The sequence below is a fragment of the Nitratireductor aquibiodomus genome, from assembly GCF_900105565.1.
In the GTDB taxonomy this organism is placed as follows: Bacteria; Pseudomonadota; Alphaproteobacteria; order Rhizobiales; family Rhizobiaceae; genus Nitratireductor; species Nitratireductor aquibiodomus.
The window spans coordinates 3,441,255-3,465,461 of record NZ_FNSL01000001.1; the positions used below are offsets into that span (position 1 = coordinate 3,441,255).

Genomic DNA, 24,207 nt, shown 5'->3' on the forward strand with positions numbered 1-24,207 from the left:
CAGCTTTCATCGCGCAGCCCCGCCGGTCTGCGCGGCAAGCATCTTGCGCACCGTCTCGACGAGTTCGCCTTCCTTGACCGTCATCTGCGCCACGCGGGCCTCGCGCCATTCCTCGTTGCTTTCGATCTCGGCGGAAAGCTTCTTGCCCTCGATCAGATCCTTGATCTGCACTTCGCCATTGGCGCGCTCATCCGCGCCTTGAATAATGGCCAGCGGCGAACCGCGGCGGTCGGCATATTTCAACTGATTGCCGAACTTCTTCCAGTTGCCCTGATACATCTCGGCGCGAATGCCGGCGTTGCGCAGGGTCTGCGTGAACTGCTGGTATTTCGCCATCGCCTCCGTGTCGCCATCCATGACGGTGACGAGCACCGGCGGCAGAACGGCATCCTGACCGAGCTTGCCGAGATTCTTGAGCGCGGTCGCCAGACGCGACACGCCGATGGAAAAGCCTGTCGCCGGGACCGGCTGGCCACGAAAGCGCGAGACAAGCCCGTCATAACGCCCGCCACCACCAACGGAGCCGAAGCGCACGATCTCGCCCTTCTCATTGGGAATTTCGGCGGTCAGCTCGGCCTCGAAAACGGGGCCGGTGTAGTATTCGAGGCCACGCACGACAGAGGGGTCGATGTTGATGCGGCTTTCATCGTAGCCTGCTGCGCGGCAGAGGTTTTCGATTTGCGCGAGTTCTGAAGCACCGGCCTGAAACGTCTCATTGTCGAGCTGGTCAGCCTTGCCCCCAACATAGTTGAGAACGATCTGGGCATTCTCCTCGTCCAGTCCCGCACCCTTCGTGAAATCGCCTTCGCCTTCCTTGCCGCCGTCCCAGCGGCCTTCGCCGAGAAGCAGCTTCACGCCTTCCGGTCCGAACTTGTCCAGCTTGTCGATGGCGCGCAGCACGGTCAGCTTCTGCGCCTCGTCGGTGACGCCGATGGCCTCCATCACGCCGTCGAGCACCTTGCGGTTGTTGACGCGGATCACATAGTCGCCGCGGGCGATGCCGAGCGCTTCCATGACATCGGCCATCATCATGCACATCTCGGCATCGGCGGCGACGCTTGGGGCACCCACCGTATCGGCGTCGAACTGCATGAACTGGCGAAAACGGCCCGGTCCGGGCTTCTCGTTGCGGAACACATAGCCCGCCCGATAGGTGCGGTAGGGAAGCTGGATGTCGTTGAAATTCTCGGCCACATGACGCGCCAGCGGCGCGGTCAGATCGTAGCGCAGCGAGAGCCACTGCTCGTCATCGTCCTGAACGGAGAACACGCCCTCGTTCGGCCTGTCCTGATCGGGCAGGAACTTGCCGAGCGCGTCGGTGTATTCGAAGATCGGGGTCTCGACCGGGTCGAAGCCATAGCGCTCATAGACTTCGCGGATCTTCGCGCACATCTCTTCCACGGTGCGAATGTCGCTCGCATGGCGGTCGACAAAGCCGCGTGGGAGCCTTGCCCGGGTCTTGTCAGCCTTTTTCGCCATGTCGAAATCCGTCCGTGAAAAGAAGAAAACCGCGCCCTGAAAGGGGGCGCGGCTGTCCTAGCCGATCAGAACCGAAGCGGCAAGGCCGCCCGGCGTCAGCCGACGATGCGCAGGTTGGAAAGCTCGTCGCCAATGGCCTTGAAGGCATCGTCCAGATCGCCGCCCGTGGCGTTCCAGAAGAGTTTCACCGGCTTGCCATTACCGTCCTTTCGGGTGCGCGAGTCCGAGGCGCAGGCCTTCAGCGCATCGATCTGCTTCTTCTCCGTAGAGTCGCGGCTGTCGAGATCGAGCGCAACCGTCATCACGATGATGTTGTCGCTCTTGGCATTCTCGCAGATGGCGCTCATATGGCTGGTCATCGCCGCCGAGTAGTTGCTGTTTGAATAGTCGTATTCGCTGACACCGGTGGCGCCCTTGAAAAGACGGCTTTCGCCTGCCCGGTTCCGCACATAGCCATAGTTGGAATAGATCGACTTCGAACCGGCGAGGTCGTTTCCGCCGTAGCGGTAATTGGAGCCGGAATAGCTCTGCGCGGTGATGCTTGTGGGCGTGTAATAGGTGTTGGCGCCGTCGGTCAGGACGATCACCACCTTGTCATTGCCTTTTTCGGTGTCCGGGCGGCCCTCGCTGAACGGCGCGCGGCCCGAAACCACCCGCCAGCCCCAGGCGAGACCTTCGGTGACATTGGTTGCGCCGCCCGCATCCATGCCGTCGATGGCGGTGTTGATCTTGTTCAGTCCCTCCACCTTGCCGACGTCAGTCAGCGGCGTGATCGGCCTGGTGGTGCAGCTCGCATTCGGTCCTTCGTCGGCGTCGGTTGCGGCCGTCTCAGAAGGTTTGAAGTATTTGGGCATGTAGGCGAGATCCCTTGCGGGGCTTCTTCCCACATTGTCGTCGTCATCCCACCAGTTATTGTTGGCTGGGCGCCCTCCATCCGTCTGGTTCGTTTCGTCGGGCGCGAACATGGGAACGAAATAAGTCTCGGGCCTGCTGTTGACCGGCGCATCGTCGTTCAGATTGTACGGATAGGGGCGCATCTCAACACAGCCGCTCCAGTTTGTGTAAGAAGCGGTGACGTCGACGTCTTTGTAAATCCAGCCTTCCCTGTAGCAGCGTCCAGCCCAGGAATACGTGCAGCCCCACTCGCGCTCGCGCTGGGTGCCCACGATCCGCTTCATCTCGTTGTAGAGCGTGAACCGCGTGACCTTCTGGTCTTCCTCTTCACCCCAGGCGCTGCCGCGTTTGTAGTAAACGCCACCGGAAAATTCCACGCGCTTGTCCGGATTGTCGTCCTTCATGGTCGACCAGTCGAAATTCTCGTGGTGAATGGGCGAACGCCCGTCCGTGTCCATCCAGCTCGCACCGGCATTGTCCGCGCCCACATTCACGGATGCCGCAAACGGGACCACGCCGAACTGTACCGGCTTCTCGATCTGCTTCATCTGCGCGCCTTCGGCGGCGATGGTTTTCACCAGTTCCTTGGCAGCCTTCTTCAGGATTGCCAGACGCTTCTCGAAAGAGCCCGTCGAAGTGTAGTCCATGGAGCCCGAATTATCGAGCACGAGGGCCACTTCCAGCGTGTTCTTGAGCCGGACCTCGCTCTGTGCGCGGAAATCGATCTTCTGTTCCGCATCGGCAGCCTCCCCGCGCAGCTTCTGAAACACCGGATAGAAGATCGGGGCGTATTTCAGCTCCGCTTCCAGCTTCAGCGTGCCGCCACCGGTGTTCTGATTGGGCAGGGTGACCACGAGTTTCGTGTTCTCAGGCTTTACGGCGCCGAGGTTCGCCTGGAAGAAATCCAGGGCGTAGGCCTTGGCTTCCCCGTCGGTGGCACCCTGGGTGAGATAGCGGGCAGTTGCGATTCCGGCCGCATCCAGAGCGTTGAGCGTCATCTGCCGCTGGCGCGAAATCTGGCTGTAGTCCACCACGAGGGCGGCAACACCCATGATCGGCGCCATGGCCAGAACCGTCATCATGGCGAAGTTGCCGCGACGGTCATGCACGAATTTTCTGAGCATTTGTGCCACCCCAATTTCAGTGCTGGCCCAAAATCGCCCTTGAGTGCTTAACCGGTCGTAACTGGTGCGATCGCGGATGTTTTCTTGGTTCCCGCTGGGTTAACCCCCTGTTGCAAATGCGTGGCAATTTGCCCGTGCCGATAAAACCGGGTGACAGCGAAGGCCGCATCCGATAATTCCCGGCCTGAGCCATTCCCGCCCATCCTCAAATGTCCGAGACGACCCGTTTTCCCATGCCCCAGGCCCCGCAGATCATCGATACACTCGACCGCCTTACCGGTTCCTATGACGCCGTCCTGTGCGATGTATGGGGCGTGGTGCACAACGGCGTCAGCGTTTTTCCTGAGGCGTGCGCAGCGCTTTCGCGGGCGCGTGCCGCGGGCAAGGCGGTTGTGCTGATCACCAATTCGCCTCGTCCGCACAGGGGTGTTGAGGAACAGCTTGGCGTGCTTGGCGTTCCCGACGACGCGTGGGACCGCGTCGTGACATCCGGCGATGTCACCCGCGACCTGATCCGCACCGCGCCGCGCCGTCTCTTTCACATCGGACCGGACCGGGACCAGGCAATCTTCGACGGCATCGACGTGGATCTTGTCGAGGATTTCGAGGCGTCGGGCGTGGTGTGCACGGGGCTGTTCGACGACGAGAACGAGACGCCCGAGGATTATGCGGAAATGCTGGAGCGCCTCAGGATGCGCGATCTTCCGTTTATCTGCGCCAATCCCGACATCATCGTCGAACGCGGCGACCGGCATATCTGGTGCGCCGGCGCGCTGGCACGCGACTACGGTCTTCTTGGCGGCCGCACGCTGATTGCCGGCAAGCCGCATCGTCCGATCTATGAGGCGGCGTTCAAGGCGGCTGGCGAGATCATGGGGCGCGAGCTTGCACGCGACAGGGCGCTGGCCATCGGCGACGGTGTCCTGACGGATGTGAAAGGCGCGGATCAGTACGGCATCGACGTGCTCTTCGTCACCGATGGCATCCATGCGCGCGAATATGGCAATGGCCAGGGGCCTGAGCCCGAGCGGCTCGCCGCGTTCCTGGAAACGCACGGCCACAATCCCGTGGCGGCCATTCCGCGTCTCAGATAGGGTGTGCGCGTGGCCGGTCCGATCAAGCGCATTGCATATCTGAAGGATTTGCCCGCCGCCCGGCGCGGCGGTGTGGTCGCCATCGGCAATTTTGATGGTGTGCATCGCGGGCATCAGTCAGTGCTCGAACCCGCGCTGGAGATCGCCCGGCGCGAAAGCGTGCCGGCGCTCGTTCTCACCTTCGAGCCGCATCCGCGCCAGGTCTTCCGGCCCGATGTTCCGCTTTTTCGCCTCACGCCCGCGCCCATGAAGGCCGAACTTCTCGGCGCGCTCGGCTTTGATGTGGTGGTCGAACAGCACTTCGACCGCGCATTCTCCGGCCTGTCACCGCAGGAATTCGTCAGCTCCGTGCTGGTTGCGGGCCTTGGCATCACCCATGTGGTGACGGGTTTCGACTTTCATTTCGGAAAAAACCGGGGCGGCACGCCCGAACTCCTCGCAGCCGCAGGAAAGGAAAACGGTTTCGGCGTCACTGTGGTCGATGCCTATGCCGACGAAGGCGGGGCGGTCATCTCCTCAAGCCGCATTCGCGGTCTTCTGGCGGAAGGCGAGGTGGCGGAAGCGTCGGGCCTTCTGGGCTATCGCCATACGGTGGAGGCCGAGGTGAGCGGTGGCCAGAAGCTTGGCCGCACGCTGGGCTTCCCAACCGCGAACATGGCGCTCCCGCCTGAGACCGATCTGCGCCACGGCATCTATGCGGTGCGCTTTCGCCGGGCCGATGGCACGCTGCACAATGGCGTTGCCAGTTTCGGCCGCCGCCCGACCGTGACGGAAGAGGGCGCGCCGCTTCTGGAAACCTTCCTGTTCGACTTCGACGGCGATCTCTACGGCGAAACCTGTTCGGTCTCGCTGTTTTCTTTCCTGCGCGGCGAGGAGAAGTTCGACGGGCTCGATCCGCTGGTGGCGCAGATGAAGCGCGACGAGGCGGAAGCCCGCGCGCTGCTTGCCGGGGTGAAGCCCATATCCGCCCTCGATACGGCGCTCGCATTCGACGGGCTGGTCGTGTGAGGCCATTCGCCTCTTTATTCTTGGCGCAGCGTCGGCTAAAAGCCGTTCCCATGATGACACGCGCCGGTTTCATACCGATTGCCATACGAATTATTGGCCCGGCCTTCCGTGCGGCCTGAGTGCTGCGGAAGGTCCGGGTTTGCCGCGCGTCAAACGCGCATTTTCCGATTTTCCATAATGGCTATGGCGAAGCCCTCCGACGCTTTGCCCACCTCACGGCGATAAAATGACCGATACGTTCGAAAAGATCGACTATTCCAAGACCCTCAACCTGCCGCAGACCGAGTTTCCGATGCGCGCCGGTCTCCCGAAGAAGGAGCCCGAGATCGTCGCCCGCTGGCAGGAGATGGACCTCTACCGCCTCCTGCGCGAGGACGCGGCGGGGCGCGAAAAATTCGTGCTGCATGACGGCCCGCCCTATGCCAATGGCAACATCCATATCGGCCATGCGCTGAACAAGGTTTTGAAGGACATCATCACGCGCTCCTTCCAGATGCGCGGCTATGATTCCAACTATGTGCCCGGCTGGGACTGCCATGGCCTGCCGATCGAATGGAAGATCGAGGAACAGTACCGCGCCAAAGGCAAGAACAAGGACGAGGTTCCGGTCAACGAGTTCCGTCAGGAATGCCGCGATTTCGCCAGCCACTGGATCAAGGTCCAGTCGGAAGAGTTTCTGCGTCTGGGCATCGAGGGCGACTTCAAGAACCCTTATACGACGATGAACTTCCACGCCGAGGCACGGATCGCCGGCGAGCTGTTGAAGTTCGCCATGTCCGGCCAGCTCTATCGCGGCTCCAAGCCGGTGATGTGGAGCGTGGTGGAGCGGACCGCACTCGCCGAGGCGGAAGTGGAATACCAGGATGTCGAAAGCGACATGATCTGGGTGAAGTTTCCGGTCGTTGGTGCCGAGGGCATTGGAGGAGCGGAAGGCGAAGCCGCTATCTCTGATATGCTCAAGGCCAACGTGGTGATCTGGACCACCACGCCATGGACGATCCCCGGCAACCGCGCCATCGCTTATTCCCCGCGTATCTCGTATGGTCTCTTCGAGGTTACCGCAGCGGAAAACGATTTTGGCCCGCAGGCCGGTGAAAATCTGATCTTCGCCGATGCGCTGGCAGAAGAGTCTTTCGCCAAGGCGAAGCTTGAGTACAAGCGTTTGCGCGATGTGTCCGCAGAGATGCTTTCCAACCTCGAATGCGCCCACCCCCTCAAGGGGCTCGGCGGCGGGTATGATTTCACCGTGCCGCTGCTTGCCGGCGATCACGTTACCGACGATGCCGGCACCGGCTTCGTCCACACCGCCCCCGGCCATGGCCGCGAGGATTTTGATGCCTGGATGGATGCGGCCCGCGATCTTGCGGCACGCGGCATCGATCCGGCCATCCCCTTCACCGTGGACGACGCTGGCTATTTCACCAAGGATGCGCCGGGCTTCGGTCCCGACCGCGAAGGCGGCGCGGCGCGTGTCATCGACGACAAGGGCAAGAAAGGCGACGCCAACAAGGCCGTCATCGAGGCGCTGATCGCGCGCGACATGCTTTTTGCGCGGGGGCGGCTCAAACACTCCTATCCGCATTCTTGGCGATCGAAGAAGCCGGTCATCTTCCGCAATACGCCGCAATGGTTCGTCTATATGGATAAGGACCTTGGCGACGCTTCAACTCTACGTAGCCGCGCCCTCAAAGCCATTGACGAGACCCGCTTCGTGCCGGCGGCCGGTCAGTCGCGCCTGCGCGCCATGATCGCCGACCGGCCCGACTGGGTGCTCTCGCGCCAGCGGGCCTGGGGCGTGCCGATCTGTGTGTTTGCCGATGAAGATGGCAATGTGCTGCAGGACGAAGCCGTCAACCAGCGCATTCTCGACGCCTTCGAGGCCGAGGGCGCGGACGCATGGTTTGCCGAAGGCGCGCGCGAGCGCTTCCTTGGCGAGCGTGCCAGCGAGCCATGGCAGCAGGTCATGGACATTCTCGATGTGTGGTTCGATTCCGGCTCCACCCACACGTTTACGCTGGAAGACCGGCCGGACATGAAATGGCCCGCCGATGTGTATCTCGAAGGGTCCGACCAGCACCGCGGCTGGTTCCACTCCTCGCTTCTGGAAAGCTGCGCCACGCGGGGCAGGGCACCTTACGACACCGTCATCACCCATGGTTTCACCATGGCGGAAGACGGCCGCAAGATGTCGAAATCGCTCGGCAACCAGACTTTTCCGCAGGACATCATGAACCAGTCGGGCGCGGACATTCTGCGCCTGTGGGTTGCCACCACCGATTACTGGGAAGACCAGCGTCTCGGCAAGGCGATCATCCAGACCAATGTCGATGCCTATCGCAAGCTCAGAAACACCATCCGCTGGATGCTCGGCACGCTGGCGCATGACACGGGCGAGGATGTGCCGCTGGCCGAGATGCCGGAGCTGGAGCGCCTGATGCTCCATCGTCTGGCCGAGCTCGATGAGCTGGTGCGCAAGGGCTATGACAATTTCGACTTCAAGCGCATCATCCGCTCGCTGCTCGATTTCATGGTGGTCGAGCTTTCGGCCTTCTATTTCGATGTCCGCAAGGATGCGCTTTATTGCGATGCGCCTTCGAGCACGCGCCGCAAGGCCTCGCTTCAGGTGGTCCGCACCCTGTTTGACTGTGTCGTGACCTGGCTTGCGCCCATGCTGCCCTTCACCATGGAAGAGGCATGGCTTGAGCGTCACCCGGAGGCGCGTTCGGTGCATCTGGAGCAGTTCCCCACCGTGCCACAGGAATGGCGCGATGCAGCACTTGCCGAGAAGTGGAAGAAAATCCGGCAGGTGCGCCGCGTCGTGACCGGTGCGCTGGAGATCGAGCGCAAGGAAAAGACCATCGGCTCCTCGCTTGAGGCAGCCCCGGTCGTCTATGTGAACGATGAGGGCTTGCAGCAGGCGATCGCCGACCGCGACATGGCCGAAATCTGCATCACCTCTGGCATCGATATCCGCCATGAGGCACCGCCGGCGGATGCCTTCACGCTGGACGAGGTGCAGGGTGTCGGCGTCGTGTTTGCGCGGGCTACGGGCGAGAAATGTGCGCGTTCCTGGCGCTACACGGACGATGTGGGGTCCGATCCGGAATTTCCGGATGTATCGGCGCGCGATGCGGCTGCGCTGCATGAACTCCAGGCGCTCGGCCGCCTTTGAACGGTTGGTGGGGGAAGGTTCGGCACGGCCGATTGCTTCCCGCCGCCTCCTTCGCTACAAATGCCGCCGGGTTAAGGATGCCACGTTGTTGCCGGATTCGTGCGCGACATGCGTGATTTGAGTTTCCCGACGGTCTGGTACAACGGGACGACAAGCAGAATGCATTGCCTTGCCGGCAGCGTTCTGGGAGAGAGGTGGCAGTGAAGAGAACGGAAACCACAACGTCGCGGCGTTCCGCGCGCATGGTTGCGGCTTCGGGCACTTTGTGCCTCTCGGCCGTTCTTTTGTCCGGTTGCATCGGTGCACCGACTTACGGAACCGACAAGCCTGCCGATCAGCAATTGCTCGAAGATGTCACCGGCGTTCTGTCGCTTGGCCCGAAGGACAGGCAACGCGTCGAATACAAGCCGCGCGCGGGCATTGTCATGCCTTCTTCGACGGAGGTTCTGCCGCCGCCGCAGGAAGACGTTGCCTCCGCCGGCAACCCAGCCTGGCCCGAATCGCCGGAAGAGCGCCTCGCACGCATTCGCGCGGAAGCGACCGAGAATCAGGACAATCCATTCTACAAGTCTCCCATCGAGCGCGACATTGGTGTCAATGCGCGTAATGAGGATGGCTTTGTGAACCCGGAAATGGCCAAGAAGCAGCGCGAAGAATACTTCAAGCGCCGCGCTGCCACCGCGCAGGGAAACCCGACCACCCGCCGCTATCTGAGCGATCCACCGGTCAACTATCGTCAGCCCGCCGACAGCGCGCCCACAGGCGAGCTCGGCGAGGATGAGGCCAAGAAGGCCCGCGCCGCAAAACGTGCCGCGCAGAAGGATGGCGGCGGTTTCGACCTGCGTCGTCTGTGGCCCTGGGGCTCCTGATGGACGTTCCGAGAAGCGGGCCGTGCGCCCGCTTTTCTTTTTAGCGCTGCTGCCTGAAAAAGCACCTCAGCAATGCGGCGGCTTCCGCCTCGCCAATGCCGGGATAGACATCCGGTGCGTGATGGCATGTCGGCTGTGAGTAGAAGCGCGCGCCATTGGTCACCGCTCCGCCTTTCTCGTCGCCGGCTCCGAAATAGAGACGGCGGATGCGGGCAAAGGAGATCGCGGCAGCGCACATCGCGCACGGTTCAAGCGTGACGTAGAGATCGGCGTCTACCAGCCGTTCCGAACCCAGAAGATCGCAGGCCGCGCGGATAGCGACGATTTCCGCGTGGGCGGTCGGGTCGTTGCATTCGCGGGTGCGGTTTCCCGCGCGCGCGATCACCCTGCCTTCATGCACGATCACTGCACCGACCGGCACCTCGCCACGTTCTGCGGCAAGGCGTGCTTCTTCGAGTGCTGCATCCATGAAGCTGGTGTAGTTCGCTTTCGTCGGTCTCATCAATCTTTTTGCTCGCAACTGGCGGTGCGAATTGATACCTAGAGCGCCAAGCGCCCGGAAGGGTGCTCAATCTTGCTATTTTCAGCATTTATGCGCACGTCAGGTGATTCCACCTGACTGCAAAATGCTATAGCCGCCTCTATAGCATCGGGTGCGAATTCGGAATCGATTTTCCTGCAGTCCGATCTCTGATTAAAACACTGGAGTGGTTCCGGCGCATGGGGCGCAAGACGGAATCCCAGGGCAAAAGGCCATCATGACCAAAGACCGACCCAACGACACCAAGCGGGAAAAGAAACCGGGCAAGCCGGGCAACGCCAGGGACGCGACCCCGAAGGAGGCCGACAAGGCGGGTGGCGAGCGCATTGCCAAGCGTCTGGCGCGCGCGGGCGTTGCCTCACGCCGCGATGCCGAAGCGATGATCGAGGCCGGCCGCGTTACGGTCAACGGCAGGGTTCTTGATTCTCCGGCCTTCAATGTGAGCGCTTCCGACCGCATTCTGGTGGACGGAGAGCCGCTGCCGGCGGTTGAGCGCACGCGGCTCTTTCTCTTCCACAAGCCCGGTGGCGTGGTCACCACCAACCGCGATCCGGAAGGCCGCAAGACCATCTTCGATGCACTGCCGGAAGGTCTGCCGCGTCTGATCACGGTCGGTCGTCTCGACATCAACACGGAAGGTCTGATCGTCCTGACCAATGATGGCGGGCTGGCGCGCGCGCTGGAACTGCCGGAAACCGGCTGGCTGCGCCGCTATCGCGTGCGCGTGCATGGCAAGGTCGATGCCACGGCGCTCGAAGGCCTAAAGGACGGTATCGCCGTGGATGGCGTGTTCTATGGCGCGATCGAGGCCACGCTCGACCGCGAGCAGGGCAGCAATGCGTGGCTGACGCTCGGCCTGCGCGAAGGCAAGAACCGCGAGGTCAAGAACGTGCTCGGCGCGCTGGGGCTTGAGGTCACGCGCCTGATCCGCATTTCCTACGGCCCCTTCCAGCTCGGCACGCTGGGTGAGGGTGAGGTGCAGGAGGTCAAGGGCCGCACCCTGCGCGATCAGCTTGGCGAACGCCTGATCGAGAAGGCGGGTGCGAATTTTGACGCACCCATCGTCAATCCGTTCTCCAACAAGCCGGTTCGCGCCGAGCGCAAGCCACGCGACGGCGACGCCGAGGAGAAGCAGGGTGGCCGCGAGCGTGAGGGTGGCAAGACCTTTGTGAAAAACCGCAAGCGCGACCGCGAGGAAAAACGCGAGGCCGCGCGCGACCGGCTCCAGACTTCACGTCCCGGTCGTCGTGAAGAGGAGCGCGGACCGCGCCAGAACCGCGGCAGCCATGTGTGGATGGCGCCCGGTGCGCGCCCGCAGGGAAAGCGCAAACAGGCCGCTGCCGAAGCGGAGACCGACGAGCGGGCGCAGAAGCCACGCAAGCCGCGCCGGGAAGGGCCCGCTCCGGCACGTGGCGACAAGCCGTTCCGTTCACGCGGGGACAAGCCATTCGACAAGGATCGTCCGGAGCGGGGCGACCGCGCGCGCGGTGGCGACAGGCCCCGTTTCTCGAAAAGCGAAAACCCCGCCGGCGAGACGCGGGAAGGCAGGCCCTTCCGTTCGCGCGACGACCGCCCGGCTTCCGGTGACAGGCCTCGTTTCTCGAAGGGTGGCAAGCCAGGCGGAAAACCTGGCGGAAAGCCCGGAGAGGAGAGGCGTTTCGGCAAGCCCGGCGGCAAGCCCTCCGGAAAGCCGGCAGGCAGGTTCTCGGGCAAGCCGGGTGGCGAATCGCGCCCCGGCAAGGGACGTCCCGGCGGCCGCAAGCCCGGCAAACCCGGCGGTGAAGGCTGATCCATGCGGATTGTGGGCGGGGAGTTTCGCGGCCGCACGCTGGCGGCGCCGAAGTCGGACGCGATCCGGCCGACGACGGACCGCACCCGTCAGGCGCTGTTCAACATTTTTGAGCACCGCCATGCCGGCCGGCTGGAAAACGCGCGCGTGCTCGATCTCTTCGCCGGCACGGGCGCGCTCGGGCTCGAGGCGCTTTCGCGCGGTTCTGCGTTTGCGCTCTTCATCGAGGAGGCGGCTGCCGCCCGCGCGCTGATCCGCACCAATGTGGAGAATTTCGGTCTTCAGGGGCGCGCCAAGATTTTCCGCCGCGATGCGACGCGGATCGGCGAGGTGGGGACGATACAGCCGTTTGATGTCGTTCTGGCCGATCCGCCTTATGGCAAGGGCTTTGGCGAAAAGGCGCTCGCTGCCGCGCTGGCCGGTGGCTGGCTTGCACCCGGCGCGCTGGTCATGGTCGAGGAAGCAGCAGGCTCACCGTTCCAGCCGCCGGAAGGTTTTCGGCTCATTGAACGGCGTGAATACGGTACCTCCTGCGCAACCTTTGCCGAGCGCGCCTGAGTTTCGTCACTTTTGCGCCGATAGCTTTGCCTTGTCATGAGCCCGTGGCATTGTGCGCGGGTGCACCACAAACCGTACAGGGCTTGTCCATGAGAAATTCCATCGCGAATGTCGCTCTGAGCGCGGCGTTCGCCTTCATCGTTGCAGTCGCAGCGCCGTCCATAGCCACCGCGCAGGAAGCCGAGGATGACACTGCCGTTTCCAGCTTCACTTTAGAAAACGGCCTTGACGTTGTCGTTATCCCGGATCACCGGGCGCCTGTTGCCACGCACATGCTCTGGTACAAGGTGGGCAGCGCCGATGAGGAGCCGGGAAAATCGGGCATCGCCCATTTCTTTGAGCACCTGATGTTCAAGGGCACGAGCACCTATCCATCGGGCGAGTTCTCTGCGGCAATTGCAGCGGTGGGCGGCAGCGAGAACGCTTTCACCTCCTATGATTTCACGGCCTATTACCAGCAGATCGCACCGTCCGAACTGCCGGATATGATGCGCTTCGAGGCCGACCGGATGCGCAATCTGGTGCTTTCGGAAGAGAACATCGAGACCGAGCGCCAGGTGGTGCTTGAGGAGCGGCGCCAGCGTACCGACAATGTGCCATCCTCCATCCTCTCGGAGGAGCTCAATGCCACGCTCTACCAGAATCACCCCTATGGCATTCCGGTCATTGGCTGGCAGCAGGAGATCGAGGGGCTTACGCACGACGACCTCAAGAGCTTCTACGACCGGTTTTACACGCCCAACAATGCCGTTCTGGTGGTTGCCGGCGACGTGAACGCCGATGCGGTGCGCGCGATGGCCGAAGAGACCTACGGCAAGATCGCCCGCGGACCCGATCTGCCGCCACGCGCCCGCCCGATGGAGCCTGACCAGAAGACCACGCGCGATGTCACGTTCCGCGATCCGCGCGTCACCGTGCCCAACCTGTCGATCAACTGGTATGTGCCTTCCGCGCGCAGGGCCGAGAAGGGTGAATTCGAGGCGCTCGCCATCCTGTCCGAGGTTCTGGGCGAGGGGCTGCGCAGCCGGCTCTACCAGGAACTCGTCGTCAAGCAGGGGATCGCGTCCAGCGCCGGCAGCTATCTACAGGGTGCGGCGTATGATTATTCCGCCCTCGTCGTTTACGGCGAGCCGCGCGGCGGTGCCGATCTTGAAACGGTCGAGGCCGCGCTTGTGGCCCAGATCGACAAAATCAGGAACGAAGGCATTACCCCGGAGGAACTGGAGACCGCGCGCACAAAAATCCTGCGTGACCAGATTTTCATGCGCGACAGCCAGGTGCGCAGCGCCAACCTTTTCGGCGCCGTCCTGGCGACAGGCGGCAAGGTCGAGGACATAACCGGCCTGCCGGAGCGGCTTGAAGCTGTGACCGTTGAGGCCGTTCAGGCCGCCGCCAGACGCTATCTCGACATGGATCATGCCGTGAAGGGCTACCTCCTTCCGCAAGAGGGAGACCGCTCGTGAGACAGAGACTGAATTTTCATCCAGGTGTTTTTATGCGCAGTTTCCTCAACGCCGGGGCGCTGCTCGCCCTGATCCTCGTCGTCGTGCCAGCAAAGGCGGCGGTGCAGATACAGGATGTGACCTCGCAGAAGGGCATCGAAGCCTGGCTGGTCGAGGATCATTCGCTGCCGATCATCACCTTCCAGTTCTCCTTCAAGGGTGGTTCCGCGCAAGACCCGGAAGGCAAGGAAGGCATCGCCAATCTCATGACCGGCCTGTTCGACGAAGGCGCTGGCGATCTCGATTCCGATGCGTTTCAGCTGAAGCTGGAGGAACTGGGCGCGGAGATGTCGTTTCGCACCAACTCCGACGAGATATCCGGGCAGGTGCGGATGCTTGCCGAAAACAGCGACGAGGTTCTCGACCTGGTGCGGCTTGCCATCACCAGCCCGCGCTTCGATGCCGACCCGGTCGAGCGTATCCGCAGCCAGATTGCCGTCGGCATCCGCTCGGACGAACGCGATCCGCGCAAGCAGGGTTTTCTAAAACTCTCCGAGGCGCTCTATGGTGATCATCCTTATGCCCATCCCGACGAGGGCACGCTTGAAAGCCTAGCCAGCATTTCACCGGAAGACCTGAAGGCTTTCCACGCCCGCGTTTTTGCCCGCTCGAACCTGACCATCGGTGTTGTGGGCGCGATCGATGCCGGGCGTCTTGCCGGTGTTCTCGACGAGGTGTTCGGCGGTCTGCCGGAGGAGGCCGGGCTTCAGCCCGTCGCCGACATCGCGCCGAAGCTCGGCCAGGAAATCCGCGTCGAATACCCCCTGCCGCAGGCCACGCTTCAGCTCGTCTATCCCGGCGTGGAGCGTGATGATCCGGAGTTCTTCTCCGCCTATCTGTTCAACCAGATACTCGGCGGCGGCGTGTTTTCCTCGCGTCTTTTCAACGAGGTGCGCGAGAAGCGCGGCCTTGCCTATGGCGCGTCGTCCTATCTTCACAGCCGCGACCATGCCCAGTCGCTCGCCATCCAGACGGCCACCAGCGCCGAACGGGCCGGTGAAACGCTTTCGGTCATCGAGGATGTGATCGCCGGCCTGCGCGACGAGGGCCCGACGGAGCAGGAACTGGAAGCGGCCAAGACCTACGTCATCGGCTCCTATGCGATCAACAATCTGGATTCCTCCACCGCCATCGCCCGCACGCTGGTCGGGCTGCAGCAGGACGATCTGGGGATTGATTATCTGGAGCGCCGCGCCGATCTTATCAACGCCGTCACGCTGGACGATGTGAAGGAAGCCGCAAAGCGTATTCTTTCACAGGAACCGGCACTGCTGGTGGTCGGCCCTGCAGAGCAGGCCCAGAACGGAGGCTGACGGATGGAAACGGCGTTGGCGAACGACGTGACGAAAGGCAGGGTGCCAGCCGGCGGACCAAGCTTCGCGCTTGCGCTCGGCGGTGGTGGTGCGCGCGGCCTGTCGCACATCCACATCATCGAAACGCTCGATGAGCTGGGCATCAAGCCGACCGTCATCGCCGGCTCCTCCATCGGTGCGCTCATGGGCGCGGGCTTCGCCGCCGGCATCAGCGGCAAGGACATCCACGCCCATGCGCGCGCCATTCTGGGCAGCCGCACCGAGGTCGCCAGCCGCCTGTGGAAAGCGCGGCCCGGAAATTTCGCCGAAATGATGGAAGGCGGCTTTCGCGTTGGCCAGTTCAACGCGGAACGCATCATCAGCGCATTCCTGCCGGCGGGTGTGCCGCGGACCTTCGAAGAACTGAAAATTCCGCTGCGTGTCACCGCCACCGACTATTTCCGCCACGAGCTAGCGGTGCTTGAAAGCGGAGCCCTTGCGGAAGCGCTCGCCGCCTCGGCGGCGATCCCGGCTGTGTTCCGTCCCGTGGAACGGGGCGGGCGCACTTTGATCGACGGCGGAATCTACAACCCTGTGCCGTTCGATCTGGTGGAGGGCAAGGCCGATATACTGATCGCCATCGACGTGGTCGGCGCTCCAAACGACACGGGCGGCAAGCCTCCGACCTCCATCGAGCTCATGTTCGGCGCAAGTCAGCTCATGATGCAGTCCATCATCGCCATGAAGCTGGAACACGGGCGCCCGGATATTCTCATTCGCCCGGCCGTTTCGCGCTTTCGCGTGCTCGATTTCATGAAAATCGACGCGATTCTCGCCGAAACCGAAGCGATTCGCGAAGAATTGAAACGTGCCATCGACGCTGCCGTCGCCGATTTCGAAAAAGCCCGCGCGTAATATCAGATAGAGCGGTTCACCGTTTCACGGAACGCCGCTCCGCTTTATCTGTCTGTTTCTCCGCATTTGTGCGGACGTCAGGTGATTCCACCTGACTGCAAAATGCCCTAGCCAACGGGTTCTTCGTCCTGATCGATCCGCTGGCTCTCGCGCTTCGGCTTGATCAGCGGTTCGGGCGTAACCGGGCGCACGCGCATCTTGTCGTTTCCGGCATAAATGCCTTCGACGGACTGGATCGCCAGCCGCTCCTCGTCGCGCCTGCGCACATCCTCGACGATTTCGCTGGCGATCTCTTCGCTGGTCCCCAGCGCCTGCAGGGTCCTGCCGCCGAAAATGAGAGCTGATTCCACGGTCTCGCGTATCTCATACTCCACATCGCGATCGCGCAGCGAGAGCGTGTGGGCCCGGTCGTAAGAGCGCACGTAAAGCCGCACATGCGGGTACTCGTCGCGGATCAGGTTGACGATCTGATCCGTCGCGGTCGCGCCGTTGGTGCAGACAGCCACGATCTTCGTATTGCGGATGCCAGCTGCTTCCAGCACTTCCATGCGGCGGCCGTCGCCGAAATAGATGCGAAACCCGAAACGCTCGGCGGCCCGCACCCGGTCGGCTGAATGATCGATGATGGTCACCTCGGTTCCGCCCGAAAGCAGCACCTGCGAAACCATCTGCCCGAAACGGGAAAAGCCGATCATCATCACATCGGCACCCGCACCCTCGAAATCCTCGTCCATTTCTTCTGCCGGTTCCGTGCGGATGAGCATTTCGCCAAGCCGCACGGAAAGCGGCGTCAGCGCCATGGAAACGGTGACGATGGCGATCAGCAGGGATGCAGTGGACTGCGGGAAAATGAAAGCCGAGGCGGCGGCCGTGAACAGTACGAAACCGAACTCACCGCCCTGTGGCAGCAGGGCTGCAACGCGAACGGCGCCGTTGTGCTCACAGCCGAAGACACGGCTGATACCGTAAAGAATAAGGGCCTTCACCAGCATCAGGATGGGCACGGCGATCAGGATCGACAGCCAGTTTTCCAGCACGATGCGCAGGTCGAGCGAAAGGCCGATGGCCATGAAGAACAGGCCAAGAAGAATGCCGCGAAAGGGTTCGATGTCGGCTTCCAGCTCATGCCGGAAAGAGGATTCTGCGAGCAGGACACCGGCGATGAATGCCCCCAGCGCCATCGAGAGCCCGGCCATCTGCATCACCGTTGCGGAGCCGAGCACCACCAGAAGCGCTGCGGCGATCATCACTTCCTTCGCGCCGGTGTTGGCAATGACGCGAAAGAGCGGATTGAGCAGATAGCGCCCGGCAACAATCAGCGCGATAACGCTGGCAATGGCGAGCGCAAACCGTTCAAGGCTGATGGCTTCGGCCCCCTCGCCACCGGGCGAAAGCAGCGGAACCAGTGCCAGGAGAGGGGCGATTGCGAGATCCTGAAACAATAGGATGGAGAAGGATGTCTGCCCATACCGGCTGTTGAGCGCCCCCTGCGTTTCCAGCGTTTGTACCGAGAATGCGGTGGATGACAGGGCAAGACCGAAGCCGACCACGAAAGCGGCGCCATAGGAAAGATCCGTCAGAAGCAGCGTGATCATGGCGAGGACGACACCGGTCGCGGCCACCTGGATCAGCCCCATGCCGAATATGCTGCGCCGCATCGCCCAAAGGCGCGCCGGCTTCAGCTCAAGACCGATGATGAACAACAGCAGCACCACGCCGAGCTCTGCCACGTGGAGCAGTTCCTCTCCGTCCGATATGAGCAGGAGAACCGGGCCGATGGCGATGCCTGCGGCGAGGTAGCCGAGGATCGTGCCAAGACCGATGCGGGCGAACAGGGGCGCGGCGATCACTGCACCGCCCAGGAGCAGCAGAGGTTCGTAGTAGAGCGGGGCAGCAGCAGCTTCGACGGCCATCGGGTCTCCAGCGTATCTCGGGGCGTATCCGGGGAATCTCAGCTTACCATTGCACATGTGCGCTGCGAATCATAAATGGAACAGACCGGTGTTTCCCATGCGCGACCAATTTCCAGCCAGGACTACGATGACAGATCAGATTGAAAAGCAGCAACTGACCGATCGGGTCGTTGCCCTTGTGGAGGCTGCGAAGAAGGCTGGTGCCGATGCGTCCGATGCGGTGGTGGTGCGCGCACGCTCGAGAAGCGTGTCGGTCCGGCTAGGCAAAGTGGAAGGCACGGAAGCGTCCGAAAGCGATGACATGTCGCTGCGCGTGTTCGTTGGCAGGCGGGTCGCCAGCGTCTCGGCCCCTGCGAATGCCGACCCGGCCCCGTTGGCCGAACGCGCCGTCGCGATGGCGAAGGCTTCGCCGGAGGACCCGTATCAGGGGCTGGCCGAGCCGGATATGCTCGCGCAAGCCATTACCGATCTCGATCTCTTTGATGCAACCGAGGTCTCCGCCGAGCGCCTCAAGGAGGATGCGCTCGCCGCCGAGGCTGCGGCGCTCGATGTGTCCGGGGTTACCAATTCATCGGGCAGTGGAGCGAATGCAGGCTCGGGCGGCCTGGTGCTTGCGACATCGGAAGGGTTTATCGGTGCCTATGAAGCGACCCGCTTTTCCCGGTCCGTAAGCGTTCTGGCCGGTGAAGGTACCGGAATGGAACGTGATTACGATTTCTCCTCGCGCCTGCATTTTCTCGATCTGGATGCGCCCGAAGAGATCGGTCGCAGCGCCGGTGAACGGGCCGTCCGGCGGCTCAACCCCCGCAAGGTCGACACCGGCCGCTACCCGGTCGTCTACGACCCGCGCGTGGCGCGCGGGATTGCCGGCCACCTGGCCTCGGCGATCAATGGCGCATCGGTTGCGCGCAAATCGAGCTTCCTGCGCGACATGATGGGGAAAAAGGTTGCGGCTGCCGGCATAACGGTGACGGACGACCCCCAGCGCAGGCGGGGCCCTTCCTCACGGCCTTTCGATGGCGAGGGCGTTGCCGGCCAACGGCTTGTCATGATCGAGGACGGTTTCCTGAAACACTGGTTCCTGTCGACCTCGGTCGCCCGTCAGCTCGGTCTTTCGGGCACCAATGGACGAGGGACGCGCGGCGCCTCGTCTGTCAATCCGTCCTCCACCAATCTGGCGCTTGAACCCGGCACGCAAACGCCGGAAGCGCTGATCAAGGGTATCAGCTCGGGCTTCTACGTCACCGAAGTGTTCGGTCAGGGGGTAAATCTCGTGACCGGTGAATACAGCCGCGGTGCGGCGGGTTTCTGGATCGAGAATGGCGAGATCACTTATCCGGTCTCGGAAGTGACCATCGCCTCGAACCTGAAGGATATGTTCCTCAACATGACACCGGCCAGTGACATCGACCGCAATTTTGGAACGGCCGCTCCGACCCTGCTTGTGGAAGGCATGACGCTTGCCGGAAAGTGAACCGCAGAAGGCGGCACCTGAAGCCGATCTCGAATTGATCGCGGATGTGGCGCGCGAGGCGGGAGCCATCGCGCTCAAATACTTCCGTCGTGATCCCGAGGTCTGGTGGAAAGGCGGTGTTTCGCCGGTCAGCGAGGCTGACTATGCGGTCGACCGTTTTTTGAGGAAAGAACTCCTTGCAGCACGCCCCGATTATGGCTGGCTGTCGGAAGAAACGGCACTGGCAGATCAGGAACTGGCCCGTGAGCGGGTGTTTGTCGTCGATCCCATAGATGGAACACGCGCGTTTATTGCCGGGCGGCCTATCTGGTGTGTCAGCATCGGTGTGGTGCATCGCGGAGAGAGCATTGTGGGCGTTCTCGAATGCCCGGAGCTTTCTGAAACCTATCATGCATTGAGGGGCGGAGGCGCATTCCGCAACGGGGAGCGCCTGGCGGTAAAACCGGAAGGCGATGCGTTTGTTGTTGCCGGTCCCAAGGCGATGGTTTCTGAATTGCCTGCTGATATTCTGCAGAAAACCAGGGCCTACGGCTATGTGCCGTCACTTGCCTACCGCATCGCCATGGTCGCAAGCGGGGCGCTTGATGCCACTTTCGTCAAACCGAATTCGCATGACTGGGATCTGGCGGCCGCCGACGTGATCCTCCGCGAGGCGGGAGGCGTGATCAGGGACGCCCGTGGAAACACGCCCTCCTATGCGGGCCCCGACCCGAAGAAGGGTGCGCTGGCTGCCGGCAGTGGCGCGCTCCTGCAGGCCATGACGCAAACGCTCTCAATCGGTGAATGAGCGGGTTTGCGGTTCCAAAATCGCAGGAATTACTCTACACGGGCGGTTAGCGATTTGCTTATTGCCATATTCGTCTGCAAATGGGCTCGAACATGTCCGAGAAAAAAGAGAACTCCCAGCTTCTGCATCTGGTCTTCGGCGGCGAATTGACGTCGCTGACCGGCGTGACATTCCGCGATCTCGACGAGGTCGATATCGTCGGAATCTATCCGGATTACAAATCCGCGGAAAAGGCGTGGCGCGCCAAGGCGCAGGAGACCGTTGACAACGCGCATATGCGTTATTTCATCGTTCACCTTCACCGCCTGCTGGACCCTGCGTCCGATGAGACCCGGGGATAGCCCTTGGGGATAACCCTTGAGGACAGCCCCTGGGGATAGCAAGGAACTGCATATGGAAAACAAGGCGAGTGCGCCTTCCCCTGCCATGACCGCCAATCGGAAGAAGACCGGCCCCCGCCCTTTGAAGGAGCTATGGCGTCGTATTCGCAAGCCGCTGGCGAAGTCGCGCTTTGTGAAACAGGCGCTGGCAACGCTCATGGCGGGCGCCATCCGCCTGATCGACCGCACCAATCCGCGTGTCGAGGGGTCTCACGATCTTCAAGCGGCGATCGATGCGCATTCGCCGGCGATTGCCGCCCTCTGGCACGGTCAGCATATTCTGGGACCGGCCATCAATCCTCGCCGGCACAAGATCGTGGCCATGTTTTCCCGCAGCGCCGATGCGGAACTGAACGCGCTCGTGGCGGAAAAACTTGGTTTTGAAACCGTTCGCGGCTCCGGTGGCCGCAAGGGGGAGCGCGACGTTCGCAAAGGCGGTGCGAAGGCGCTGATCATGCTGAAAAAGACCATCGATCGTGGCTGCAATGTTGCGATGATCGCCGACATTCCGCATGGCACGCCGCGCGAGGCCGGACTTGGCATTGTCACTCTGGCGCGCATTTCCGGCCGCCCCATCGTTCCTGTTGCCATTGCCACCAGCCGCCGCAAGGTGCTGGAGCGCACCTGGGACAAGACCACCATCAACCTGCCCTTTGGCCGAAGCGCGGTCATCCTGGGCGAACCCATCTATGTCACGTCCGATGCGGACGAGGCGACAATGGAAGAGAAGCGTCGTGAGGTTACCAACTCGCTCAATGAGGCGACGCGGCAGGCCTACTCCCTGGTCGACGGTCAGTGAACCATGAGTGAACGCTGGGCGCGCGCCATCCTCACAACCTATCGCTGGGTGGGTGCAGCAGCCTTCCCCATGATTGGTGGCTACATCGTCTGGCGTGCCGGAAAGGGCAAGGAGGACCGCGTCCGCCGGCACGAGCGCTACGGGCGCGCCGGCCATCCGCGCCCGGACGGTCCGTTGATCTGGATGCATGCGGCCAGCGTTGGCGAGACCATGGCCGTGATCGGCCTGATCGAGCATCTACTCGGCTATGGGATCAACATTGTTCTGACCACCGGAACCGTGACCTCTGCCCAGGTGGCAGAAGAACGCCTTGGCGAGGGCGTGATCCATCAATATGTGCCGCTCGACCTGAAGCCGGCTGTCAGCCGGTTCCTCAATCACTGGCGGCCGGATCTGGCCATCATGGCCGAGTCTGAGATCTGGCCGATGACCATTCTCGAGCTCGGTGCGCGGCGGGTGCCGCAGGTGCTCGTCAACGGCCGGCTTTCCGACCGTTCCTTCGAGCGCTGGAAGAAGAGGGCCTATCTGGCCGAGGCGCTTTTCGAGAACCTTGCCCATGTGGTGGCGCAGTCCGAGGTGGACGGCGAGCGCTTCCGCACACTGGGGGCGAGACCGGTCACCGTTTCGGGCAATCTCAAGGTCGACACCCACGCACCGCCGGTGGAGAAGGAAGCGCTGGCCACGCTTGAAGAGCAGATTGGCGACCGGGAAACCTGGGCTGCCGTCTCCACCCATGAGGGCGAAGAGACGATTGCCGCCGATGTGCATGAGAAGCTGAAGTCCCGTCACCCGGACCTTTTGACGATCATCGTACCGCGTCATCCCGAAAGGGCGGATGCTCTGGAAGAAGAGTTCACCGCCCGCGGCCTCAAGGTGGCGCGGCGCAGCCGTAACGATACGGTCCTTGCGGAGACGGACATTCTGCTTGGCGATACGATTGGCGAGATGGGACTTTATCTTCGATTGACTGAAGTGGCCTTTGTCGGGCGCTCGCTGGTGCAGTCGGGCGGGCAGAACCCGATCGAGCCGGCTCGTCTGGGCACGGCGGTGCTTTCAGGCTGCAATGTGCAGAATTTCCGCGATGCCTATCGCCGGTTGATCGACGCCGGCGGGGCGCGGCTGGTGCGCGACGGCGAGATGCTGGCCGGTGGCGTGAACTTCCTTCTCAACAATTACTCGGCGCGCCGCACCATGATCAAGGCGGGGCGCGCTGCAGTCGACGATATGTCCGGCGCGCTGAACCGCACACTGCAGGCGCTCGACCCGTATATCCATCCGCTGATCGTCAAGAGCAGGCTCGAGGGCGACGAGGGGCATGGCTAGCGAGGCACCTCCATTCTGGTGGGAGGCGGCGGACTGGCGGGCCTGGAGCCTTTCGCCGCTATCCGCGCTCTATGGCCTCGTGGCCGGATACCGGATGGCCTCGGCCAAGCGCGCCAAAGTGGACGTGCCGGTTCTGTGTGTCGGTAATTTCACCGTCGGCGGCGAGGGCAAGACGCCGGTTTCCATCGCGCTCGCAAAACAGGCAAAGAAGCTTGGTCGGAAACCGGGATTTCTCACCCGCGGGCATGGTGGCTCGATGGCGACGGCGCATCTGGTGGATGCGAAGAAAGACCTCTCACGCCATGTGGGCGACGAACCCCTGCTTCTGGCGCGGCATGCGCCGACGCTGGTCGCCCCCGACCGCCTGACGGGCGCGCGCGAGCTGATCGGCATCGGTTGCGACTTCATCATCATGGACGATGGCTTCCAGAGCGCGCGGCTTCACATGGATTATGCGGTGATGGTGGTGGATGCGCGGCGCGGGCTGGGCAATGGCCATGTCATTCCCGGCGGGCCTTTGAGAGCGCGGCTGATCGACCAACTGCGCTATGCCGACGCCCTTCTCACAATGGGCGAAGGGAGTGCGGCCGACCATGTGGTGCGCAAGGCCTCGCGGGCGGGGCGACCGGTGTTTCAGGCCGGCCTCAAGGCGCGCGGCGTGCGGGCGATCAAGGGCGGGCGGTTTCTCGCCTTCGCGGGGATCGGCAACCCGAAGAAATTCTTCGACAGCGTCACGGGCGCCGGCGGCGCGGTGGTGGAGGGGAAGAGTTTTCCCGATCATCACCCATACGACGATGATGATGCGCGCGACCTGATTGCGGCGGCGGAGAAGGGGGAGCTTCAGCTCATCACCACCGAGAAGGACATGGTGCGGCTGCGCGGCGGGAGCGAGGCGCTTTCCGCGCTGGCCGAACACTGCCGTGTGCTGCAGGTGGAAGCGCAGTTCGATGCGCCCGACATGCCGGTGACCATCATCGAGAGCACGATAGAGGCCTGGCGCGAGCGCATTCTGAAATAGATCAGCGGCGCTTCCTGAGTTCCGGATGCACGTCCAGTTCGCGGGCGAGCGAAGTGTCGGCGTTCACATAGGCTTCCTGCCGCGCGACGCTCCAGTATTTCAGATCGTCGAGCTGGATCGGCTGTTCGGTGACGGCGCAGCGCACGAAGGCGCCGGGCGTCATCACCTGAAAATCGCCATCCAGATAGCGAATGCGCGCCTCGCGGGCGCCGGGTCCTTCAAAACGGTTCATCGATACAACCTCTCATCGGGGTTTCTTGCGCCATATTTCGAGGC

Annotated in this window: 20 protein-coding genes; 15 read left to right on the plus strand and 5 right to left on the minus strand. The window is 62.5% G+C overall.

Annotated features, from left to right (window positions below; translation table 11 throughout):
- Positions 1–6: 6 nt before the first annotated feature.
- Together hisS and BLW55_RS16280 are read right to left on the minus strand one after the other, a co-directional pair.
- The gene (hisS, locus tag BLW55_RS16275) at positions 7–1,479 is read right to left on the minus strand and encodes a histidine--tRNA ligase (protein WP_090329487.1); all 1,473 of its coding nucleotides are present in this window, start codon (positions 1,477–1,479) and stop codon (positions 7–9) included.
- 95 nt (positions 1,480–1,574) lie between these two features.
- Positions 1,575–3,497, minus strand: a complete 1,923-nt coding sequence (locus BLW55_RS16280) for a TadE/TadG family type IV pilus assembly protein (protein ID WP_090329488.1) — start codon at positions 3,495–3,497, stop codon at positions 1,575–1,577.
- Between the two features lie 233 nt (positions 3,498–3,730).
- Here BLW55_RS16280 and BLW55_RS16285 point away from each other — a divergent pair, with 233 nt between their 5' ends.
- The 4 genes from BLW55_RS16285 to BLW55_RS16300 all read left to right on the plus strand — a co-directional run bounded on the left by BLW55_RS16285 (position 3,731) and on the right by BLW55_RS16300 (position 9,640).
- A complete protein-coding gene (locus BLW55_RS16285; protein WP_090330030.1) occupies positions 3,731–4,591 on the plus strand; it encodes a TIGR01459 family HAD-type hydrolase in 861 nt (286 codons plus the stop codon).
- A gap of 9 nt (positions 4,592–4,600) precedes the next feature.
- Positions 4,601–5,599, plus strand: coding sequence for a bifunctional riboflavin kinase/FAD synthetase (locus tag BLW55_RS16290; RefSeq protein ID WP_090330029.1), 999 nt, complete (start codon positions 4,601–4,603; stop codon positions 5,597–5,599).
- 226 nt (positions 5,600–5,825) lie between these two features.
- The gene (ileS, locus tag BLW55_RS16295; protein WP_090329489.1) at positions 5,826–8,771 is read left to right on the plus strand and encodes an isoleucine--tRNA ligase; all 2,946 of its coding nucleotides are present in this window, start codon (positions 5,826–5,828) and stop codon (positions 8,769–8,771) included.
- Between the two features lie 200 nt (positions 8,772–8,971).
- Complete coding sequence (locus BLW55_RS16300) at positions 8,972–9,640, plus strand: hypothetical protein (protein ID WP_007010069.1); 669 nt, start codon at positions 8,972–8,974, stop codon at positions 9,638–9,640.
- A gap of 40 nt (positions 9,641–9,680) precedes the next feature.
- On the opposite strand, the gene BLW55_RS16305 is transcribed toward BLW55_RS16300, so the two are convergent.
- Positions 9,681–10,142, minus strand: a complete 462-nt coding sequence (locus BLW55_RS16305) for a nucleoside deaminase (RefSeq protein ID WP_090329490.1) — start codon at positions 10,140–10,142, stop codon at positions 9,681–9,683.
- 256 nt (positions 10,143–10,398) lie between these two features.
- On the opposite strand from BLW55_RS16305, the gene BLW55_RS16310 reads away from it, so the two are divergent.
- The 5 genes from BLW55_RS16310 to BLW55_RS16330 all read left to right on the plus strand — a co-directional run bounded on the left by BLW55_RS16310 (position 10,399) and on the right by BLW55_RS16330 (position 16,237).
- A complete protein-coding gene (locus BLW55_RS16310) occupies positions 10,399–11,970 on the plus strand; it encodes a pseudouridine synthase (protein WP_090329491.1) in 1,572 nt (523 codons plus the stop codon).
- A 3-nt stretch (positions 11,971–11,973) separates the two neighbouring features.
- Complete coding sequence (rsmD, locus tag BLW55_RS16315) at positions 11,974–12,528, plus strand: 16S rRNA (guanine(966)-N(2))-methyltransferase RsmD (RefSeq protein WP_007010072.1); 555 nt, start codon at positions 11,974–11,976, stop codon at positions 12,526–12,528.
- Positions 12,529–12,617: 89 nt separating this feature from the next.
- On the plus strand, positions 12,618–13,991 hold the full coding sequence (locus BLW55_RS16320; RefSeq protein WP_007010073.1) for a M16 family metallopeptidase: 1,374 nt from the start codon (positions 12,618–12,620) through the stop codon (positions 13,989–13,991).
- Positions 13,988–15,343, plus strand: coding sequence for a M16 family metallopeptidase (locus BLW55_RS16325; protein WP_090329492.1), 1,356 nt, complete (start codon positions 13,988–13,990; stop codon positions 15,341–15,343). The genes BLW55_RS16320 and BLW55_RS16325 overlap by 4 nt, the downstream gene beginning before the upstream one ends.
- Positions 15,344–15,346: 3 nt before the next feature.
- A complete protein-coding gene (locus BLW55_RS16330; RefSeq protein ID WP_090329493.1) occupies positions 15,347–16,237 on the plus strand; it encodes a patatin-like phospholipase family protein in 891 nt (296 codons plus the stop codon).
- Positions 16,238–16,344: 107 nt separating this feature from the next.
- Here BLW55_RS16330 and BLW55_RS16335 read toward each other — a convergent pair whose 3' ends face one another.
- Positions 16,345–18,150, minus strand: coding sequence for a monovalent cation:proton antiporter-2 (CPA2) family protein (locus tag BLW55_RS16335; RefSeq protein WP_090329494.1), 1,806 nt, complete (start codon positions 18,148–18,150; stop codon positions 16,345–16,347).
- A gap of 127 nt (positions 18,151–18,277) precedes the next feature.
- Between BLW55_RS16335 and BLW55_RS16340 the strand changes: the two genes are divergently transcribed.
- From BLW55_RS16340 to lpxK, 6 genes are all read left to right on the plus strand, one after another.
- Positions 18,278–19,624: a TldD/PmbA family protein gene (locus tag BLW55_RS16340; protein WP_090329495.1), complete on the plus strand. Its 1,347-nt coding sequence runs from the start codon at positions 18,278–18,280 to the stop codon at positions 19,622–19,624.
- Positions 19,611–20,411, plus strand: coding sequence for a 3'(2'),5'-bisphosphate nucleotidase CysQ (locus tag BLW55_RS16345; RefSeq protein ID WP_007010078.1), 801 nt, complete (start codon positions 19,611–19,613; stop codon positions 20,409–20,411). The genes BLW55_RS16340 and BLW55_RS16345 overlap by 14 nt, the downstream gene beginning before the upstream one ends.
- 92 nt (positions 20,412–20,503) lie before the next feature.
- Positions 20,504–20,752, plus strand: a complete 249-nt coding sequence (locus tag BLW55_RS16350) for a DUF4170 domain-containing protein (protein ID WP_007010079.1) — start codon at positions 20,504–20,506, stop codon at positions 20,750–20,752.
- 52 nt (positions 20,753–20,804) lie between these two features.
- Positions 20,805–21,590 (plus strand): lysophospholipid acyltransferase family protein, encoded by a 786-nt coding sequence (locus BLW55_RS16355; RefSeq protein WP_007010080.1) that lies wholly within the window; start codon positions 20,805–20,807, stop codon positions 21,588–21,590.
- A gap of 3 nt (positions 21,591–21,593) precedes the next feature.
- Positions 21,594–22,913, plus strand: a complete 1,320-nt coding sequence (waaA, locus tag BLW55_RS16360) for a lipid IV(A) 3-deoxy-D-manno-octulosonic acid transferase (RefSeq protein WP_007010081.1) — start codon at positions 21,594–21,596, stop codon at positions 22,911–22,913.
- Complete coding sequence (gene lpxK, locus BLW55_RS16365; RefSeq protein WP_090329496.1) at positions 22,906–23,931, plus strand: tetraacyldisaccharide 4'-kinase; 1,026 nt, start codon at positions 22,906–22,908, stop codon at positions 23,929–23,931. The genes waaA and lpxK overlap by 8 nt, the downstream gene beginning before the upstream one ends.
- 1 nt (position 23,932) lies before the next feature.
- On the opposite strand, the gene BLW55_RS16370 is transcribed toward lpxK, so the two are convergent.
- Entirely contained in the window at positions 23,933–24,163 is a 231-nt protein-coding gene (locus BLW55_RS16370) for a DUF2093 domain-containing protein (RefSeq protein ID WP_025031542.1), read from the minus strand.
- Between the last annotated feature and the right edge of the window lie 44 nt (positions 24,164–24,207).

Excerpts from the sequence above, each read along its gene's own strand:
- BLW55_RS16335 (WP_090329494.1), bottom strand. The coding sequence starts at position 18,150 with ATGGCCGTCGAAGCTGCTGCTGCCCCGCTCTACTACGAACCTCTGCTG.
- BLW55_RS16340 (WP_090329495.1), top strand. The coding sequence starts at position 18,278 with ATGACAGATCAGATTGAAAAGCAGCAACTGACCGATCGGGTCGTTGCC.
- BLW55_RS16280 (WP_090329488.1), bottom strand. The coding sequence starts at position 3,497 with ATGCTCAGAAAATTCGTGCATGACCGTCGCGGCAACTTCGCCATGATG.
- BLW55_RS16350 (WP_007010079.1), top strand. The coding sequence starts at position 20,504 with ATGTCCGAGAAAAAAGAGAACTCCCAGCTTCTGCATCTGGTCTTCGGC.
- BLW55_RS16355 (WP_007010080.1), top strand. The coding sequence starts at position 20,805 with ATGGAAAACAAGGCGAGTGCGCCTTCCCCTGCCATGACCGCCAATCGG.
- hisS (WP_090329487.1), bottom strand. The coding sequence starts at position 1,479 with ATGGCGAAAAAGGCTGACAAGACCCGGGCAAGGCTCCCACGCGGCTTT.
- BLW55_RS16285 (WP_090330030.1), top strand. The coding sequence starts at position 3,731 with ATGCCCCAGGCCCCGCAGATCATCGATACACTCGACCGCCTTACCGGT.
- rsmD (WP_007010072.1), top strand. The coding sequence starts at position 11,974 with ATGCGGATTGTGGGCGGGGAGTTTCGCGGCCGCACGCTGGCGGCGCCG.
- BLW55_RS16310 (WP_090329491.1), top strand. The coding sequence starts at position 10,399 with ATGACCAAAGACCGACCCAACGACACCAAGCGGGAAAAGAAACCGGGC.
- waaA (WP_007010081.1), top strand. The coding sequence starts at position 21,594 with ATGAGTGAACGCTGGGCGCGCGCCATCCTCACAACCTATCGCTGGGTG.
- BLW55_RS16305 (WP_090329490.1), bottom strand. The coding sequence starts at position 10,142 with ATGAGACCGACGAAAGCGAACTACACCAGCTTCATGGATGCAGCACTC.
- lpxK (WP_090329496.1), top strand. The coding sequence starts at position 22,906 with ATGGCTAGCGAGGCACCTCCATTCTGGTGGGAGGCGGCGGACTGGCGG.
- BLW55_RS16320 (WP_007010073.1), top strand. The coding sequence starts at position 12,618 with ATGAGAAATTCCATCGCGAATGTCGCTCTGAGCGCGGCGTTCGCCTTC.
- BLW55_RS16370 (WP_025031542.1), bottom strand. The coding sequence starts at position 24,163 with ATGAACCGTTTTGAAGGACCCGGCGCCCGCGAGGCGCGCATTCGCTAT.
- ileS (WP_090329489.1), top strand. The coding sequence starts at position 5,826 with ATGACCGATACGTTCGAAAAGATCGACTATTCCAAGACCCTCAACCTG.
- BLW55_RS16330 (WP_090329493.1), top strand. The coding sequence starts at position 15,347 with ATGGAAACGGCGTTGGCGAACGACGTGACGAAAGGCAGGGTGCCAGCC.